General features: G+C 68.8%; 12 protein-coding genes. 4 read left to right on the top strand and 8 right to left on the bottom strand.

Translation table 11 applies throughout. The features are described 5' to 3' along the window. Window positions 1-95 precede the first annotated feature (95 nt). From PMI12_RS02630 to PMI12_RS02615, 4 genes are read right to left on the bottom strand one after another with little or no spacing between them, the layout of a single operon-like run. On the bottom strand, window positions 96-722 hold the full coding sequence (locus tag PMI12_RS02630; RefSeq protein WP_007828807.1) for a response regulator transcription factor: 627 nt from the start codon (window positions 720-722) through the stop codon (window positions 96-98). Window positions 723-764: 42 nt separating this feature from the next. Then, window positions 765-2,807, bottom strand: coding sequence for a two-component system sensor histidine kinase NtrB (locus PMI12_RS02625; RefSeq protein WP_007828806.1), 2,043 nt, complete (start codon window positions 2,805-2,807; stop codon window positions 765-767). Window positions 2,808-2,809: 2 nt separating this feature from the next. After that, window positions 2,810-3,625 (bottom strand): carbon-nitrogen hydrolase family protein, encoded by an 816-nt coding sequence (locus PMI12_RS02620; RefSeq protein ID WP_007828805.1) that lies wholly within the window; start codon window positions 3,623-3,625, stop codon window positions 2,810-2,812. After that, on the bottom strand, window positions 3,622-7,740 hold the full coding sequence (locus PMI12_RS02615) for a YhdP family protein (RefSeq protein WP_007828804.1): 4,119 nt from the start codon (window positions 7,738-7,740) through the stop codon (window positions 3,622-3,624). The genes PMI12_RS02620 and PMI12_RS02615 overlap by 4 nt, the downstream gene beginning before the upstream one ends. 25 nt (window positions 7,741-7,765) lie before the next feature. Between PMI12_RS02615 and glnE the strand changes: the two genes are divergently transcribed. Both glnE and PMI12_RS02605 read left to right on the top strand, forming a co-directional pair. Further along, window positions 7,766-10,561 carry a bifunctional [glutamate--ammonia ligase]-adenylyl-L-tyrosine phosphorylase/[glutamate--ammonia-ligase] adenylyltransferase gene (gene glnE, locus PMI12_RS02610; RefSeq protein WP_042672691.1) on the top strand — a complete coding sequence of 932 codons (2,796 nt, stop codon included), beginning with the start codon at window positions 7,766-7,768 and terminating at the stop codon, window positions 10,559-10,561. Beyond that, on the top strand, window positions 10,554-11,726 hold the full coding sequence (locus tag PMI12_RS02605; RefSeq protein ID WP_007828799.1) for a septal ring lytic transglycosylase RlpA family protein: 1,173 nt from the start codon (window positions 10,554-10,556) through the stop codon (window positions 11,724-11,726). The genes glnE and PMI12_RS02605 overlap by 8 nt, the downstream gene beginning before the upstream one ends. A 30-nt stretch (window positions 11,727-11,756) precedes the next feature. Here PMI12_RS02605 and PMI12_RS02600 read toward each other — a convergent pair whose 3' ends face one another. The 3 genes from PMI12_RS02600 to PMI12_RS02590 all read right to left on the bottom strand — a co-directional run bounded on the left by PMI12_RS02600 (window position 11,757) and on the right by PMI12_RS02590 (window position 14,201). Continuing rightward, the gene (locus tag PMI12_RS02600; RefSeq protein WP_007828797.1) at window positions 11,757-12,218 is read right to left on the bottom strand and encodes a carboxymuconolactone decarboxylase family protein; all 462 of its coding nucleotides are present in this window, start codon (window positions 12,216-12,218) and stop codon (window positions 11,757-11,759) included. A gap of 90 nt (window positions 12,219-12,308) precedes the next feature. Beyond that, window positions 12,309-13,199 carry an RNA polymerase sigma-70 factor gene (locus tag PMI12_RS02595; RefSeq protein WP_007828795.1) on the bottom strand — a complete coding sequence of 297 codons (891 nt, stop codon included), beginning with the start codon at window positions 13,197-13,199 and terminating at the stop codon, window positions 12,309-12,311. A 144-nt stretch (window positions 13,200-13,343) separates the two neighbouring features. Beyond that, window positions 13,344-14,201, bottom strand: coding sequence for a ferritin (locus tag PMI12_RS02590; RefSeq protein ID WP_042672690.1), 858 nt, complete (start codon window positions 14,199-14,201; stop codon window positions 13,344-13,346). 128 nt (window positions 14,202-14,329) lie between these two features. On the opposite strand from PMI12_RS02590, the gene PMI12_RS02585 reads away from it, so the two are divergent. Continuing rightward, window positions 14,330-14,944, top strand: a complete 615-nt coding sequence (locus tag PMI12_RS02585; RefSeq protein ID WP_007828791.1) for a glutathione peroxidase — start codon at window positions 14,330-14,332, stop codon at window positions 14,942-14,944. Window positions 14,945-15,215: 271 nt separating this feature from the next. Here PMI12_RS02585 and PMI12_RS02580 read toward each other — a convergent pair whose 3' ends face one another. Beyond that, complete coding sequence (locus PMI12_RS02580; RefSeq protein ID WP_007828789.1) at window positions 15,216-15,827, bottom strand: glutathione S-transferase N-terminal domain-containing protein; 612 nt, start codon at window positions 15,825-15,827, stop codon at window positions 15,216-15,218. Between the two features lie 128 nt (window positions 15,828-15,955). Between PMI12_RS02580 and purB the strand changes: the two genes are divergently transcribed. Beyond that, a complete protein-coding gene (gene purB, locus PMI12_RS02575) occupies window positions 15,956-17,335 on the top strand; it encodes an adenylosuccinate lyase (protein ID WP_007828788.1) in 1,380 nt (459 codons plus the stop codon). Window positions 17,336-17,358: the final 23 nt, after the last annotated feature.

Raw genomic sequence — 17,358 nt, 5'->3', positions numbered from 1 at the left:
CGTGTCGCTTCGCCAACCCCCTTGCAGGGGGCAACACCTGCGGCCCGGCAAAGCCGGTTCCGCGGTGTTCGCTTGGAAGAGGCCGGGCGCCGCCGTTAAAGATCTCTGAGGCGGTTGGCTAGTTCTACGGCTGACTTCACTTCCATTTTTTCGAACACGCGCGCGCGGTGGACTTCCACCGTGCGCACGCTGATCGCGAGCTGGTCGGCGATCAGCTTGTTCGGCAGGCCCTCGACCACGAGCCGCATCACGTCGCGCTCGCGGTCGGTCAGCTCGGCGATGCGCTCGCTCAGTCCGCGGCGCAGGCGCTGCACTTCCAGCGCCTGCAGCGACGCACTCAACGCATGCTCGATGCGGTCGACGAGCGCGTTGTCCGAGAACGGCTTCTCGCAGAAATCGAAGGCACCGCGCTTCACCGCATCGACGGCCGTCGGCACGTCGGCGTGGCCGGTCAGGAAGATCACCGGCATCGCTGGCAGCAGGCCGCGCTCGGCCAGCCGGTCGAACAGCACCAGCCCGCTGGTGCCGGGCATGCGCACATCGAGCAGCAGGCACAGCGGCTGTGCGGGCAGCGGGCCCTGGTCGAGGAACTGCTCGAACGCCTCGGCACTGCCGAAGTGCTCGCTGGCCAGGCGGCGCGAGCGCAGCAGCCAGGCCAGCGCCTCGCGCACGCTGGCGTCGTCGTCCACGATGAAGATCAAACCGTCGATCAGTGGTTGCATGTCATGGGATCCAGCAGAAGATTGATCGTCTGAAGGGCGCCGTCAAGCGGCCGGCAGCGTGAAACGGAATACGGTGCCGCGCGGCTTGTTCGGCTCGAACACCAGCGCCCCGCCGTGCTGCTCCACCACCGTGCGGCACAGGCTCAGGCCGAGCCCCATGCCGTCGGCGCGCGTGGTGAAGAAGGGGGTGAAGAGCCGCTCGGCCACGTCCTCGCCGATGCCGCTACCCAGGTCGGCCACCGAGAATTCGAGCCAGCGCCGCCCGTCTTCCTGTCCCGTGCCCCCCACCGCGACGGCACGCGCCACGCGCAGCCGCAGCACGCGGCTGCCGGCGTTGTCGGGGCCGTCCATGGCCTGCATTGCATTGCGCGCGAGGTTCAGCAGCACCTGCTCGACCAGCGTGCGGTCGCACATGGCCGCCGGCAGGCGGTCCTCGAGCACCACCTCGATGGTCACGCCGAGCTTGCGCGCCTGCAGCCGCACCAGCGGCAGCACCGCGTCGATCAGCGCCTGCGGCGCGACGGCCTCGCGCGTGCGGTCGCGCCGGCGCACGAAGTCGTGCACGCTGCGAATGACCTGGCCCGCGCGATCGGCCTGCTCGGCGATGCGCCTCACCGCCATCGCCACTTCGCCCTGGTCGCCCTTCGCATGCGGGCCGAGCAGGTTGAGCGAGCCGCTCGCATAGCTGGCGATGGCGGCCAGCGGCTGCGTGAGCTCGTGGCTCAGCAACGATGCCATCTCGCCGACGGTCGCCAGCCGTGCGCTGGCCTGCAGCCGCTCCTGGCTGGCGCGCGAGAGCTCCTCGATGCGGCGCTGCTCGCTCACGTCGATGAACGCGCTCATCCAGCCGGTCTGCACCTTGTGGGCGTTGATCAGCGGCGCTTCGAAGATCAGCACCGGAAAGCGCGTGCCGTCCTTGCGCATGAAGACCGACTCGAAGCCTTCGCGCGGCGGCATGCCGCCGGCAAGGCGCCGGGCCTGCCGCTGCTGATACTCGTGCGCCAGTTCGGTCGGCCAATAGGGTGCGTCGGCGCTGTCCGCCATGAGCTCCTCGGGGCTGAAGCCGACCATCTCGCAGAAGGCCGGGTTCACGTAGGTGATGCGGCCCTGCAGGTCGCGCGCGCGCAGGCCGGTGATGACCGAGTCTTCCATCGCCTTGCGGAAGGCCAGCGCGTCGGCCAGGTCGCGCTCGGCGCGCAGGCGCCTGCGCGTGTCGCGCGCGAGCAGCACCAGCACCGACACCAGCGCGATCGAGATTGCCGTGACCAGCGCGGTGAGCATGTTCGGGAACAGGTCGGGCGCGGCGCGCCAGCCGTCGACGCGCAGCATCAGCGCGGCGCCCGGCAGGTCGATCAGCTGCTGCGAGGTGAACACCCGCGTACCGACTCGCCGCGAACTGCCGAGCGCCACCAGCCGCGTGCCGTCGGCCTCGGTGAATGCCACTTCCTGGCCGCGCGTGAGCGTGGGGCCGACCAGCTCGATCAGCGCATCGCGCAGCGAGTAGCTCGCCACGAGGTAGCCGCCGCCATCGATCGGCAGGCACAGCTCCATCACCTCGATGCCGCCGCCACCGGCGATCGGCACGTAGTGGCTCGGCGAATAGGCCGGCGCGCCGAGCTTGCGCGCGGCGGCGCAGGCCAGCGTCACGTCGGACTGCTCGGGGCCGCGGCTCTCCTCGTCGAGGAGGCGCATGCGGTAGGGCGTGTTGACGGCCTGCTGCGTGCGCATGGCGGCATCGCGCCATTCGAGCCGCAGCCATTCGCGGTGCTCGCGCAGCAGCGCGGCCGCGGCCGTGGACCATTGTGTGCGGTCGGCGCCCGCGGCCTGCGTGGCGCGCAGGCTCTGCGCATTGCGCTGGAAGCCGCTGCGCAGGTCGGAGACGGCGTCGGCGGTGTCGCGGTCGAGCGCGGCCTGCACCTGCTCGACCTCGTGCCGGCCGGCGAGCCACACCACCGTCACCAGCAATACCGACACCAGCACCGCCATCAGCAGCCACAGGAACCAGCGCTGCCACAGCGAGCGCAGCCGCGCGAACGCCAGCAGCGCCCACCGCTGCGGTGCGACGGTCAGCAGCGCATCGGACATCGCTAGAGAACGCGGTGCGAAAGCACGGGCAACTGCGCGCGCGTGCTCTCGACCCTCGCGGCATCGATGTCGAACAGCACCACGCCTTCTTCGCTGGCCTGCTGCGCGACCACCGCGCCCCAGGGGTCGACGACCAGCGACTGGCCCCAGGTCCGGCGGCCGTTCTCGTGCGTGCCGCCCTGCGCGGGTGCGACCACCCAGGCCAGGTTCTCGATGGCGCGGGCGCGCAGCAGCACCTCCCAGTGGGCGGCGCCGGTAGTGCGCGTGAAGGCGCTGGGCACCAGCAGCAGGTCGGCGCCCTGCTTCGCGAGCGCGCGGTAGAGCTCGGGAAAGCGCAGGTCGTAGCACACGCTCATGCCCACGCGCCAGCTGTGGCCGTCGCGCGAGGGCAGGTCGAACACCACGGGCTGCGTGCCGGGCGCGATGACGCGGCGCTCGTCGTAGCGCTCGGTGCCGTTGTCGAAGAAGAAGAGATGGATCTTGTCGTAGCGCGCCACGCACCGCCCCTCGGGCGAGAAGGCCAGCGAGCTGTTGAACACATGCTCGGCGTCGGTGCTCTCGATAGGCAGCGTGCCGCCGACGATCCACAGGCCGAACTCGCGCGCCGCGTCGGCCAGGAAGCCCTGCACCGCGCCGGCGCCGGCGGTCTCGCGCAGGCCCAGCTTGTCGGTGTCGCGCGCGCCCATCATGCAGAAATACTCGGGCAGCACCGCCAGCTCGGCGCCGGCCGCGGCCGCCTGCGCGAGCAGGCCGTGGGCGCGAGCGAGGTTGGCTTCGCGGGCGATGGCCGACACCATCTGGATGGCTGCGACTTTCATTGCGTGGTCTCCGTCTTCTTGCCTTCGTTCGCGGCCGGCGAACCCGGCAGGCCGGGGATGGCCGGAATGCTCTGGGGCAGCAGTTGCAGCGTGCGCGGCACCTTCGCTATTTTGGGGTCGGCCCAGGTGCCTTCGATATGGAACTCCTGCGTGGCGGCCGCCGCCAGCGGCTTGCTCAATACCCATTGGGCGAGGAAGGTGCCCAGGCCGATGGCCGGGTTGATGGCGGTGGCCACGAGCGCGGCCGTGCCCGCATTGATCTCGGGCACCACCACCACGCGCAGGTTCTGCGTCTCGCGCACGATGTCGGCCGAGCCGTCCATCAGCGCGGCGGCGTTGACGCCCTTCATCTGCAGGTTGTTGGTGCTGGCGATGCCCTTGTTGATCTTCGCGTCGCCGCGAATGAAGTCGAAGGCGAAGCCCTGGCTGAAGACGTCGCGGAAGTCGAGCGTGAGCCGGCGCGGCAGCGCCTGCAGGCTCAGCACGCCGAGCAGCTTGGCCAGGCCCGGGTCGGCCTTGAGGAACTGGCCCTGCTCCACGTCGACCTGCAGCTGCCCGCCCAGGCTCGGGTAGTCGAGCGAGAACGGCGAACCGCGCCAGTTGACATCGCCCTCGATCCGCCCGCGGCCGCGCAGCAGCACGCCCGGCATGCCGAAGCGCGTGAGCAGGTCGCCGGCATCGCTGATGTCGAGCTTGAACGTCATGGCGGTGCGGCGCTGGCCGGCCGCGGCACCAGGCACCGCCGCCCAGCTGCCCTTGGCCACGAAGCTGGCCTCCGGCATGGTGAAGGTCAGCTTGTTGAGCGCCCATTCGCGGCTCGCGCCCCCGCGGTTGACCGCGTCGATCTCGGCGCGGCCCAGGCGCTTGCCGAGCAACTCGAAATCGTCGATCACGATGTCGAGCGCCGGCAGGGTGCCGGGCTGCTCGTCGAGCAGGGTCTCGACCTGCGTGGCCTCGGCCGGTGCGATCTTCAGCCGCGCGAGCCGCGCATGGAGGCGCCCGGCCTGCGCGTGGCGGTATTCCGCATAGCCGCTGAGTTCGGTGGCGTCGATGTTGGCGCGCCAGACAGCGCCGTCGCGCGTACCGCCGAGCACCACGTTGTGCAGCGTGCGGCCCGCGATGCCGAGCTGCTGCGCGCGCACCGCGATGCGCGTGGGCAGGTAGGCCTGCGAGGGGTCGTCGGCGCGCTCCGCCGTCTCGGTGCCGGTCGCCTCGCCGAGCAGCGCCTGCCATGCCGCCATGTCGAGCTTGGCGACGTTGACGTTCGCGAACACGCCTTTGTCGGGCAGGCTGGCCGTCTCGCCGGCCGCGAGGCCGACGCCGATGCTGCCGCGCAGCACGCGCGCCTCGTTGCCAGCGAGATCGCGCACGTACTGGACGGCGCCGACGCGGCCGAGGTCGAGCGAGAGCTGGTCCTGCGTGGCGACGATGGCACCTTGTTTCGTGGTTTCGCGCGCGAGCACCTTTTTCTCGATGCGCAGCGGCATCTGCTCTTCGGCCGTCTTCACGAGCGGCGGCGGCAGCTGCAGCGCCAGGCCCTGCAGGCTGCTGGTGAGCGAGAACTCGGGCGTGCCGTCGCGCATCGAGAAAGTGGCCGCATAGGGTGTACTGCCGGTCGCCTTCTTCGCGAGGCGAGCGAGCCAGTCGACCTCGCGCGCACCGCGCAGGCCCTCGGCCGTGGCCGTGCCCTGCGCCTTCAGGGCCACCTCGCGATTCGGGCCGGTGAAGCGGCCGCGGCCTTCGACGCGGATGTCGCCGCCGAGCAGCCTGGCCTGCACGCCGGCAAGCGAAAAGCCGGTTTCGGTGAAGCTGAGCGTGCCCTTGGCCTGCGTGAGCGAAGGCGCCTCGGGCACGACTTGCAGCTCGTTGTCGGCCAGCGCCACAGTGGCCTGCACCTTGGCGTTTTCCATGGCCGCGAGGGGCAGTTCGAGGTGCAGCTTGTAGTCGGCCGAACCGGTGGCGCGCGCGGTCCGCATGATCTCGCCGGTTTCGCCGGCCAGCGGCGCGCCCGCGCGCAGCACCTCGCCGAGCGGCCCCTTGGCCTGCGCATCGACGCGCAGCATCGAGGCATGGTGCGACATGTCGGCGATCTGCGCCTCGGCCTTGGTGATCTCGACACCGGGTGCACCGACGATCCGGCCGCGCGCGTTGCGCACCAGCATGCCGGCGCGCTCGAACACGAGCTCGCCCGACAGGCCGGTGAGCGGCGGCCACACCGGGGCGGGCGTGCCGTTGCGCAGCGGCGCGGAGGACGGCGGCACGTAGGCGTAGTTGACGTCGGCCACCTTGGCGGCGATGCGGAAGTCGCCCTGCTTCGGGTCCATGAAGGGCATGTCGTGCAGGTCGCCGCGCACGCGGAAGTCGACGCTGCTGGCGACGCCCTTGGTGACGGCGTTGCGCACGTAGTCGCGCGTGTGCTGCGGAATGTCGAGCGGCAGGTAGCGGAACACGCGCGTGCCGTCGGCGCGGGTCAGCTTGCCCTGCAGGTCGAGCACGCCGGGAAAGCGTCCGTGGCCGCTGGAGACGGCCGGGTCGCTGGTGCGCCAGGTGGCTTCGGCATCGCCCTCGGCGTCGGTGTTGGCGAAGCGCAGCTTCGACAGCTGCAGCTGCGCGTTGCCGTTGTCGAGCTTCCATTGCAGCTGCGCCGAGAGCCGGTCGATGGGAATGACCGGCTCTTCGAACACGCCCGGGAATTCGAGCGTGCCCTGTGCGATGGCGAGCGTGGCGGTGCCGCCGGTGTGGGAGGCGTCGAAGTCGACCGCGGCGCCGCTCAGGCCGGGGGTGCCGGGACGGGTCTTGGGCGGTGTGGCCGCCGCATCCAGCCTGCCGGGCTGCGAGGCGATGCGCAGGCCGCTGACGCGGCCCTTGGCCTGGTAGCGGCTGGGCGCCCCCAGCGGGCCCTGCCAGTTCAGGTCGACACGCTCGACGAGGCCGCGCGGCGCGTAGGCGTCGAGCATGCGGTGCGTGGCATCGCCCAATGGCAGCCGGTCGGCGATGAGGGCCAGCGCAGCCAGGTCGAGGCGGTCGGCGCGCAGCGCGCCGTGCTCGGGCGTGCGGCCCCGGTTCGGCGTGTGCTGCAGCCACAGGTTGCCACCGGGCCAGCGCAGGCCGTCGCTGGTGTCGAACTGCAGCGCGGTGGTCGAGAACTCCAGCGTCTCCTCGGTGAGCTGCCCCGCGAGGCGGCCGGTGACGGTGCGCAGCACCAGCGGCTGCAGGCCCTTGTCGAGCGACACGTCGACCTTGTCGAGCCCCAGGTCGGCCGCGCCGCCGACGACCTGGCCGTCGTCCACGTCGGCCCACACGCGCAGCGCGCCGTTGCCTTCGCGGATGCGGGCGTCGAGCGACACGTACTGGCCCAGCCGGGTCACGTCGATGTAGGGCAGGTCGGCATAGAGCTGGCCGTCCCAGGTCTGCCAGTGGCCGCTGCGGATGGACAGCAGCGGCTGGCGGAACTGGCCGCGCAGGGTGAAGCGCTGGCCCCAGCCGGCCGGCGGCGTGGCGTCGAGCCGCAGCCCGTGGCGCCGGGCGCTGTTGCGCGCGACGAAGCGCACGTCCGTCAGCAGCAGCGGTTCGGCCTGGCGCTGCTCGTCGGTCCAGCGCACGGTGCCGCCTTCGATGACCAGTTCGCGCTGGGCAAAAAACCAGTCGGCACCGCGAGTTTCTCCGCTCGTGTCGGTCGCCATGTGCAAACCGGCCACATGGAGTTTTCCCTGAGTGTCGCGGCGCACGTCGAGTTGCGGTCCCTCGATGTAGAGCTGCTCGAAGTTGAGCCTCCAGAGCGAGCGCGGCGACACGCTGGCCACCACGCGCACGAGGCGCAGGGCCTCGCGCTTGCCGGCGTCGAGCAGCACCACGTCGCGCAATTCGAAGGCCGGGAAAAGCCCTTCGGAGCGGGCGGTGATCGATCCGATGCGGACCGGCACGCCGATCGCCTTGCTAGCCTGTGCCTCCAGTGCACCGCGGAAATCGCCGATTCGCGGCACAATCCACGCGTGTAGGACAACGACTGACAGCGCCAGCAGAAGCCATGCAGCGATCAACAGACTCAGCAGCCAGCGCGCTGTCACAGCGGTTAATTTGAGCAGACGTGAAGGGGAAGACGCCGTGTCGTTCATTGAGGATCGCGCTGTGTCGGGAATTATGACCGCCAGCATTCAGAGGGGTTCCACGGAAACCAGCATCAGTGTGAACCACTTGCCAGACACTTCGACGCAGGCCGCGTCATCTTCTTACTCACGCTTCGTGCAGCGCCTGCGTCGCAGGTATGCGGCCGAGCTTTCATTGCTTCCCCCTGGTGCGCCGCGGCGCGAGTCGATGATGGTGGCTTACGAGGCATTGCGCCGGCGTGGGGACAACGTCGGCGATGCACTGCGGATTGTGCGGCAGCTCGTGATGGAGCGGCTCGTGACCCTCGACTGCGACGAACAGGCGCCGCTGGCCGTGGTGACCACCGCCGTCACCGAACTGGCCGAGCTGGCACTCGATATTGCGTGCCAGGACGCCTGCCACGAACTCGACACCGCGCACGGCGCCCCGCTTGGCCCCGAAGGCCAGCGCTCGCAGCTGTGGATCGTCGGCATGGGCAAGCTCGGCGCGCGCGAGCTCAACGTGTCGAGCGACATCGACCTGATCTACCTCTACGACGTCGACGGCGAAACCGCCGGCGATGCCGACGGCCGCGGCCGGTTGTCGAACCAGGAATACTTCGGGCGCGCCGTGAAGCGCATCTACGCGCTGGTGGGCGACACCACCGAGCACGGCTTCGTGTTCCGTGTCGACCTGGCGCTGCGGCCCAACGGCAATTCGGGCCCGAGCGTGGTCTCGCTCGATGCGCTCGAAGAATATTTCCAGGTGCAGGGCCGCGAGTGGGAGCGCTTCGCCTGGATGAAGAGCCGGGTGGTGGCGCCGCGCGACATCGTGCTCGCGGGCCAGGCCCAGGGGCTGCGCGGCGCGGTGCTGCCTTTCGTGTTCCGGCGCTACCTCGACTACAGCGTGTTCGATTCGCTGCGCGTGCTGCACCGGCAGATCCGCGAGCAGTCGGCGCGCCGCAGCGCCGGGCGGCCCGAGCGCGCCAACGACGTGAAGCTGTCGCGCGGCGGCATCCGCGAGATCGAGTTCACCGTGCAGCTGCTGCAGGTGGTGCGCGGCGGCCAGTTCCCCGAACTGCGCACGCGGCCCACGCTCGATGCGCTGCAGCGCCTCGCGCGCGCCAACCTCATGCCGCAGGAAACCGCCGATGCGCTGGCGGCGGCCTATGAGTTCCTGCGCCGCGTGGAGCACCGCATCCAATACCTCGACGACCAGCAGACCCACGCGCTGCCGGTGTCCGACGACGACCTGCGCTGGATTGCCCAGACCATGGGCTACGACTGCTGCGCCTTCCTCGAGCAGCTCGACACGCACCGCGAGTTCGTCGCGCAGGAGTTCGACAAGCTGCTCGGCGGCGAGAAGCCCTGCAACGGCAAGTGCAATGGCAAGAAGGCCTCCGCCGCGCCGGCCGATCTCGCCGATCTGCTCGACGATCTGCCAGCCGCCTTCGCCGACCGCATCCGCGACTGGTGCGAAACGCCGCGCGTGCTCGCCCTGCGCGAGGAGACGCGCGGGCGACTGCGCCAGCTGGTGCAGCGCACCGGCCAATGGCTCAAGGAGCCCGATGGCGACGGCCCGGGACAAACGCCGCGCCATGTCGACGCGGCCTTGCGCTGGGCCGACTGGATCGAACCGCTGCTGCGCCGCGAGAGCTACCTCGCGCTGCTGGTCGAACGCCCGGCCGTGCAGCAACGCCTGCTGCGCCTGCTCGGCGCCGCGAAGTGGCCCGCGCGCTACTTGATGCAGCACCCGGGCGTGATCGACGAGCTGGCGAGCGACGAAATGCTGTCGGGCCGCTTCGTGGCCGCCGAGTTCGAGCGCGAGCTCGAGGCGCGCCACGCCTCGCTCACCCGCACCGGCGAAGCCGACGAAGAGCGCCTGCTGAACCTGCTGCGCCACGCCCACCACGCCGAGGTGTTCCGCACGCTGGCACGCGACGTCGATGGCCGCATCACGGTCGAGCAGGTGGCCGACGACCTGAGCGCGCTGGCCGACACCACTTTGCGCGTGACCGCCCACTGGTGCTGGCCGCACGTGCGCAACCGGCACCGCGAGGTGCCGCAGTTCGCGATCATCGGCTACGGCAAGCTGGGCGGGAAGGAACTGGGCTACGGCAGCGACCTCGACATCGTGTTCGTCTATGACGACGACGACGAGCGCGCCGGCGAGGTCTACGCCGCCTATGTGCGCAAGCTCATCAACTGGCTCACGGTGAAGACGCGCGAAGGCGACCTGTTCGAGATCGATACCGCCTTGCGTCCCAACGGCAACTCGGGCCTGCTGACCACCAGCTTCGAAGCCTACGAAAAGTACCAGCTCGGCCGCGGCAGCAATACCGCGTGGACCTGGGAACACCAGGCCATGACGCGCGCGCGCTTCGTGCTCGGCAGCGAGGACCACGGCGCCGAACTCGGCGCGCGTTTCGACCAGGTGCGCGAGGCCGTGCTGGTGTCGCCGCGCGACCGCGAGGCGCTGAAGGCCGAGATCATCGCGATGCGCGACAAGCTGCGTGGCGCGCGGCCCGTGAAGGCCGACCGGTTCGACGTGAAGCACAGCCCCGGCGGCATGGTCGACGCCGAATTCGCGGTGCAGTTCCTGGTGCTGTCGTCGTCGGGCGAGCACCCCGAGCTGATTCCGAACGTGGGCAACATCGCCCTGCTGCTGCGCGCCGAACTCGCGGGACTGCTGCCTGAAGGCGTGGGCCGCAATGCGGCACGGGCCTATCGCGAGCTGCGCCGCGTGCAGCATCGCGCGCGCCTGAACGAAGAGCCGACCCAGGTCACACCGCCCGCACTGGCCGCCGAGCGCGACGCGATGCTGGCACTATGGAAGGCCGTATTTGGCTGACGGCGTCCGTTCTCCCGCCACCACCGCGCTGGCCGCGTGCGCGGTCGCCGTCGCCATCCTTCTTGCGGGCTGCGCCAGCGGTCCGCGCAGCGGCGGCGGCGGCGTTGCCAGCGGCCGCGACGGGCCAGGCACGAACATTCCGCCGGACCTCGCCAGCGTGCCCGACGCCGAGCCCCGCATCGAATCCATCCGTGCCAGCGGCGGCACCAGCAAGCCGTACACCGTGCTGGGCCGCGGCTACCAGCCGATCACCGACGACCGGCCCTTCCGCGAATCGGGGCTGGCCTCCTGGTATGGCCGCAAGTTCCATGCGGCATCCACTTCGAGCGGCGAGCCCTACGACATGTACGCAATGACCGCCGCGCACAAGACGCTGCCGCTGCCGAGCTACGTGCGCGTGCGCAACCCCGCCAACGGGCGCGAGGTGATCGTGCGCGTGAACGACCGCGGGCCCTTCGTGGACGGCCGCGTCATCGACCTGAGCTACACGGCCGCGCTGAAGCTCGACCTGCTGCGCGGCGTGGCGCCTGTGGAGATCGAGCGGATCACGAACGAGGACATCCGCACCGGCGCATGGCGGCGCGACGCCGGCACGGCCTACGCCGCTGCGCCCGCCCTCGTGCCCGTCTCCGCGCGGGTGCCGGCGGCACGTGCGGCGAGCGCGCAGCAAGTGCGGGTGCCGGCCGAATGGGTGGCGCCGATAGCCGCGGCGGACAACGACATGCCGCCGCCCGCGTCGACGATGCCGGTCGCGCCGCAGACACCGATGGCGACGGGCAATCCGCCAGGCACCGAAACCGAATCGGCACAGTGGCCGCCTTCCACGCCGCCACGCCAGGCCATCGTGGTGAACGACCTCGCGCCGCTGCAGGCCGCACCTTTACCATCCGCGCTGCCGGCGGCCGGAGCGCCCGCACCGTCCACCGCCCTGCCGGGCTTCTGGGTTCAGCTCGGCGCGTTCCGTGAGCGCGAAGGTGCCGAGAGCCTGCAGAACCAGGCGTCCCGCGGCGTGCCTTCGCTGGCATCGCAGCTGCGGGTTTTCAGCGAGGCTGGCACGCACCGGCTGCAGGCCGGTCCCTTCACCTCGCGCAATGCGGCCGGCGAGGCAGTCACGCAGCTGCGCGAGAGCCTGCGCATCTCGCCGATGGTGGTGGAGCGCCGCTGAGCGCTGCCCCGAGGCCGCCTCGGCGACGGCTCAGGGCATGGCCTTGACGGCCACCGGCATGCGCATGCCGACGCCCATGCGGTTCCAGGCATTGATCTGCGCGATGGCGACGGAAAGCTCGGCGATCTCGACCTCGCTGAAATGCGCCCGCAGCGCCTCGAACTCGGCGTCGCGGCCGCCATGGTGCTCGGACAGGCGCGTCAGCGTTTCGGCCCAGGCGAAGGCAGCACGCTCGCGCTCGCTGAAGAAGCTCACTTCGCGCCAGGTCGCGAGGCTGTTGATGCGCTGCCAGTCTTCGCCCTGCTGGCGCAGGTCGCGCACGTGCATGTCGAGGCAATAGGCGCAGCCGTTGATCTGCGAGACACGGGCGTAGACCAGGTCGAGCAGCGTCTTGCCGAGCGTGGTGGCCTCGTAGGCGCCGTTCACGCCGAGCATGGCCTGGAAGGCCTTGGGGACGGTCTTGTACCAGTTGAGACGGGGGGTGCTGTTCATGGTGCTCTGACTCCAATGAGTGGGTTGAAACGAATCTGCCTACCCCCTGAAGACGTGCCGGCCGAGCGCCTTGTGACACACCGCGCGAAATTATTCTTTCGGCGAAGAAAAATACAGGCGTGCGATGTGCGCCAGCTTGTCCGGGTTGCGCTGCGCGCGGATGCGCACGATCCGCTCGTCCTCGATCTCGAAGGTCTGGGCCGATTCGAGTGCGCCGTCGACGAAGCGCAGCAGCCCGGGCTCGCCGTTGATCTCGACCAGCTCCATGCGCACCGCCGGCCCCAGGCGGCGCCAGAGCGCGAAGTAGAGCTGCGCCAGGCGCTGGCTGCCGCGCAGGATCTTGCTGAAGCTCTGCACCTTGCCGCCGCCGTCGCCAATGAGTTCGACGTCCTCGGCCATCAGCGCCTTCAGGTCCTGCAGGCTGCCGCGCGCGGCGGCGTCGGCGAAGGCGCGCAGCAGGCGCTGGTGCGTTTCGCGCGGCACGCTGAAGCGCGGGCGCCCCTCCTGCACCTGCGCCTTGGCGCGGTGCACGAGCTGGCGGCAGGCGGCCTCGCTCTTGCCGAGCGTGCGGGCGATTTCGTCGTAGTCGGCGTCGAACACTTCGCGCAGCAGGAAGGCGGCGCGGGCCTCGGGCGCGAGGCGCTCCAGCACCGCGAGGAAGGCAACGGAGATGTTGTCGGCGCGCTCGAGCAGCTGTTCGGGGCTTTCCGGCGCATCGGTCAGCACAGGCTCGGGCATCCAGGCGCCGATGTAGTGCTCGCGCTGGACCTTGGCGGCGCGCAGCCGGTCGATCGACAGGCGGGTGACGACGGTCACGAGCCAGGCTTCGGCGCTGTCGAAGCTGGCCTTGTCGGCTTCGTGCCAGCGCAGCCAGGCGTCCTGCACGACCTCTTCGGCCTCGGCCATGGAGCCGAGCATGCGGTAGGCGATGCCCTGCAGGCGGCCGCGGTGGCTGTCGAAGGTGAGGGTCGGGTCGTCCATGGCCATAAGACGGATGACAGCCGAGGTTTGTGACAACCCCTAAAGAGAGGGCGGCATTTCCGGCAGGGCCGCCGCGCACGGCCGCCCGCCGCAGGGGGCTGGCGAAGCGACACGAAGTGCGCGCAGCCTGGGGGCGAACAACAGCTATGCGCCTTGGTATTCAGGCTTGGGGCCGAGGGTGGCCGCGATTTCCTTGCGGTACCGGTTCAGCTCCTGCACGGTCTTGAAGCTGCGGTTCATCAGCAGGCTCAGGTTGTGCAGGATGCGCTCGCCGACCTTGGTTTCCCAGACGGCGTCGAACTTGATCTGCTTGTCGAGCCAGTGCTCCAGCCAGTCCGGGTCGGGCATGCGGCTCTGGATGGTGTCGTTGGGGAACAGCGCCTTGTTGACGTGCAGATTCGTCGGATGCAGCGCCTGCGCGGTACGGCGCGCGCTGGCCATCAGCACGCCGACCTTGGTGAAGGCGGCACGGGCCTCGTCGCCGAACTTCTCCATCGCGCGCTTCATGTATCGCAGGTAGGCGCCGCCGTGGCGGGCTTCGTCCTGGCTCAGCGTGGTGTAGATGTGCTTGATGACCGGCTCGGTGTGCCACTGGGCGGCGCGGCGGTACCAGTGGTTGAGGCGGATTTCGCCGCAGAAATGCAGCATGAGGGTTTCGAGCGGCGGGGCCGGGTCGAAGTCGAAGCGCACTTCGTGCAGTTCCTGCTCGGTGGGCGCGTGCTTGGGGCTGAAGCGCTTCAGGTACTCCATGAGCACCAGCGAATGCTTCTGCTCCTCGAAGAACCAGATCGACATGAAAGCGGAAAAGTCGCTATCGTGGCGGTTGTCGCGCAGGAACATCTCGGTGGCCGGCAACGCCGCCCACTCGGTGATGGCATTCATCTTGATGGTCTGGGCCTGCTCTTCCGACAGCAAGGAAGCGTCGAACGACTGCCAGGGAATGTCCTTGTCCATGTCCCAACGGACGGATTCGAGTTGTCTGAAGAGTTCCGGATAGAGCATCAATGTCTTTCTATGGCCGCCGATTTTAGTCGGCCCGTTTGGCGCGACCATGACAGACGCGCGATGATGCGGATATACGCGCCGCTGCGGCACGGATGCACATCTCCTTTTTGAACCAGGATCCCGCGATGCGAACCCTTTTCTTATTGTCGACGCTCTGGCGATGCGCCCCCGCGGTTTCCCTCGTGGCGGGCCTCGTTTCGATGCTGCCGGCCCACGCCCAGACAGCCTCCGCGGCACCCGCTCCGGCAGAGGCCGCGGGATGTCCTGCAATCCTGCAACACACCTTCCCAAGGCTGCAGGACGAAAAACCCCAGTCTTTGTGCCAGTATTCCGGCAAAGTGGTTCTGGTGGTCAATACGGCCAGCTTCTGCGGTTTCACCCCGCAATACAAGGGGCTGGAGTCGCTGGACATGAAATATCGCGCGCGCGGGCTCGTGGTGCTGGGCTTTCCGTCGAACGACTTCGCCCAGGAATCGGGCTCCAACAAGGAAATTGCCGACTTCTGCGAAAGCACTTTCGGGGTGAAATTCCCGATGTTCGCCAAGTCGTCGGTGCGCGGCACCGACGCCAATCCGCTGTTCAAGCAGCTCGCGCAGGCCTCGGGCACCACGCCGAAGTGGAATTTCTACAAATACCTGATCGGCCGCGACGGCAAGGTCGTACAGGCGTGGTCGAGCATGACGGCGCCCGATGAGAACGGCTTCGTGAACGTCATCGAGAAGCAGCTCGGACCCAATTGACACCGACACGTCCGGTCGTGGTGAATTTGGCGACACAAACGTTTACCAAACGAGCGGGAACCGTGCAGCGGATGCCGCGCTCCTAAATCGCGTGGGCAGCGATTGCCCACCCGTTTTCATGTTGCGAGGTCTTCCGGGCGCTTGTCGTCCGGTCGAAATCCCGAGGCGATTCTTCTCCTCCTCCCTCCCTCCCTCCTTCGCGTCGGGGCGCCTCGCAGCATTTTTGTCTTCCAGCCGCAGACGTTGAAAAGGCGCCTCGCGGCGCCTTTTTTCAGGGTTTGGTGTCGATGAAGCTGGGCCGCAGCATCAGCTTGTCGTACAGCTTGGCCAGGTTGCCGTGCTCCCCCCGCCAGTCGATATCGGGAAAGCGCAGGTCCAGCCAGCCCAGCGTGCAGCCCACCGCGATGTCCGACAGGCTCAGATGGATGCCGCTGCAGAAGGGCTTGTCGCCCAGGCCCTTGGCCATCGCGGCAATGCCGCCCTCGACCTTGTTGCGCTGGCGCTCGATCCAGGCTGCGCTGCGCTCGCCGTCGCTGCGCCCGGCCCAGGTGGCTTCCAGGCGCCAGAGCACGCCGGCGTCCATGACGCCATCGGCCAGCGCCTCCCAGGTCTTGACCTCGGCGCGCTCCCGGCCTTGCTGGGGAATCAGCTTGCCGACCGGCGAGAGGGTGTCCAGGTATTCGACGATCACGCGGGAGTCGAACATCGCCTCGCCGCCTTCCATGATCAGGCAGGGAACCTTGCCGAGCGGGTTGGAATGGGAGATCGTGGTGTCGGAGGCCCAAACGTCCTCGAGCACGAACTGGTAATCGAGCCGCTTCTCCGCCAGCACCACGCGCACCTTGCGCACATAAGGGCTGGCGGCGGATCCGATCAGTTTCATGAAGACTCTCTCCCTGCTTAAATGACGTTTGTTGAGAGTCATTTTAGGTGAACGAGGAAACCGGAGCCCGAATCGGCCCCAATCTGTCGGGACCACCCCACGGACCGGCGGCCGCCTAAAATTCGGGCATGAGCTTTTCCACCGTCTCCGCCCTCTCCCCCCTTGACGGCCGCTATGCGGCCAAACTCGCGGCACTGCGCCCGCTGATGAGCGAACAGGGCTATATGCACCGCCGCGTGCAAGTCGAAGTGGCGTGGTTCATTGCGCTGTCCGACTGCGGCTTCGCCGAATTCAAGCCCCTCACGGGCGGCGCCCGCAAGTACCTGCTGGGCCTCGTGTCCCATTTTTCCGAGGCCGACGCACTGGCCATCAAGGAAATCGAGAAAACCACCAACCACGACGTGAAGGCGGTCGAATACTGGATCAAGTCCAAGTTCGAAGCCCGGCCCGAGCTGCTCGCAGCCGCCGAGTTCGTGCACTTCGCCTGCACCAGCGAGGACATCAACAACACCAGCCACGCCCTGCAGATCCAGGCCGCGCGCGACAAGGTGGTGCTGCCGGCCATCGACGGCCTGATCACCAAGCTGCGCGAAATGGCGCACCAGTTCGCCGGCGTGTCGATGCTCTCGCGCACGCACGGCCAGACCGCCAGCCCGACCACGGTCGGCAAGGAAATCGCCAACGTGACGGTGCGCCTGTCGAAGGCCCGCGCGCAGATCGCCGCGGTGCAGCTGCTGGGCAAGATGAACGGCGCGGTCGGCAACTACAACGCCCACCTGGCCGCCTGGCCTGACTTCGACTGGGAAGCCTTCAGCCGCAAGGTGATCGAAACGCCCGCGCCGCTGGGCCTGGGCCTGAACTTCCAGCCGTACAGCATCCAGATCGAGCCGCACGACTACATGGCCGAGCTGTTCGACGCCGTCGCGCGCATCAACACGATCCTGATCGACTTCTCGCGCGACATCTGGGGCTACGTGAGCCTGGGCTATTTCAAGCAGCGGCTCAAGAAGGGCGAGATCGGCTCCTCGACGATGCCGCACAAGGTCAACCCGATCGACTTCGAGAACGCCGAGGGCAACCTGGGCCTGGCCAACGCGGTGCTGCGCCACCTGAGCGAGAAGCTGCCGATCAGCCGCTGGCAGCGCGACCTGACCGACAGCACGGTGCTGCGCAACATCGGCGTGGCCTTCGGCTACGCCACGCTGGCCTACGCGAGCCTGGCCACCGGCCTGGGCAAGCTCGAACTGAACGAGGAAGCGCTGGCCGAAGACCTCGATGCCTCGTGGGAAGTGCTGGCCGAGCCGATCCAGACGGTGATGCGCCGCTTCGGCGTGCAGGGCGCCTACGAGCAGCTCAAGGAAGTGACGCGCGGCAAGACCGTGACGGCCGAGGCGCTGCACGGACTGATCCGCTCGCTCGCCATTCCGGAGGAGGAAAAGGCCCGCCTGCTGGCCATGACCCCCGCCAGCTACGTGGGCAAGGCGGCGGAACTCGCCAGTAGAATTTAGGCTTCCTGTATCGATGCACCAGC

Source organism: Variovorax sp. CF313, assembly GCF_000282635.1.
Lineage (GTDB): Bacteria > Pseudomonadota > Gammaproteobacteria > Burkholderiales > Burkholderiaceae_C > Variovorax.
Note: the sequence above shows the minus strand (reverse complement) of the source record. Positions and strands in the feature narration are given on the sequence as shown.

Coding starts and splice junctions, on each gene's coding strand:
- PMI12_RS02630 (WP_007828807.1), bottom strand. CDS start 722: ATGCAACCACTGATCGACGGTTTGATCTTCATCGTGGACGACGACGCC.
- PMI12_RS02625 (WP_007828806.1), bottom strand. CDS start 2,807: ATGTCCGATGCGCTGCTGACCGTCGCACCGCAGCGGTGGGCGCTGCTG.
- PMI12_RS02620 (WP_007828805.1), bottom strand. CDS start 3,625: ATGAAAGTCGCAGCCATCCAGATGGTGTCGGCCATCGCCCGCGAAGCC.
- PMI12_RS02615 (WP_007828804.1), bottom strand. CDS start 7,740: ATGAACGACACGGCGTCTTCCCCTTCACGTCTGCTCAAATTAACCGCT.
- glnE (WP_042672691.1), top strand. CDS start 7,766: ATGACCGCCAGCATTCAGAGGGGTTCCACGGAAACCAGCATCAGTGTG.
- PMI12_RS02600 (WP_007828797.1), bottom strand. CDS start 12,218: ATGAACAGCACCCCCCGTCTCAACTGGTACAAGACCGTCCCCAAGGCC.
- PMI12_RS02595 (WP_007828795.1), bottom strand. CDS start 13,199: ATGGACGACCCGACCCTCACCTTCGACAGCCACCGCGGCCGCCTGCAG.
- PMI12_RS02590 (WP_042672690.1), bottom strand. CDS start 14,201: ATGCTCTATCCGGAACTCTTCAGACAACTCGAATCCGTCCGTTGGGAC.
- PMI12_RS02585 (WP_007828791.1), top strand. CDS start 14,330: ATGCGAACCCTTTTCTTATTGTCGACGCTCTGGCGATGCGCCCCCGCG.
- PMI12_RS02580 (WP_007828789.1), bottom strand. CDS start 15,827: ATGAAACTGATCGGATCCGCCGCCAGCCCTTATGTGCGCAAGGTGCGC.
- purB (WP_007828788.1), top strand. CDS start 15,956: ATGAGCTTTTCCACCGTCTCCGCCCTCTCCCCCCTTGACGGCCGCTAT.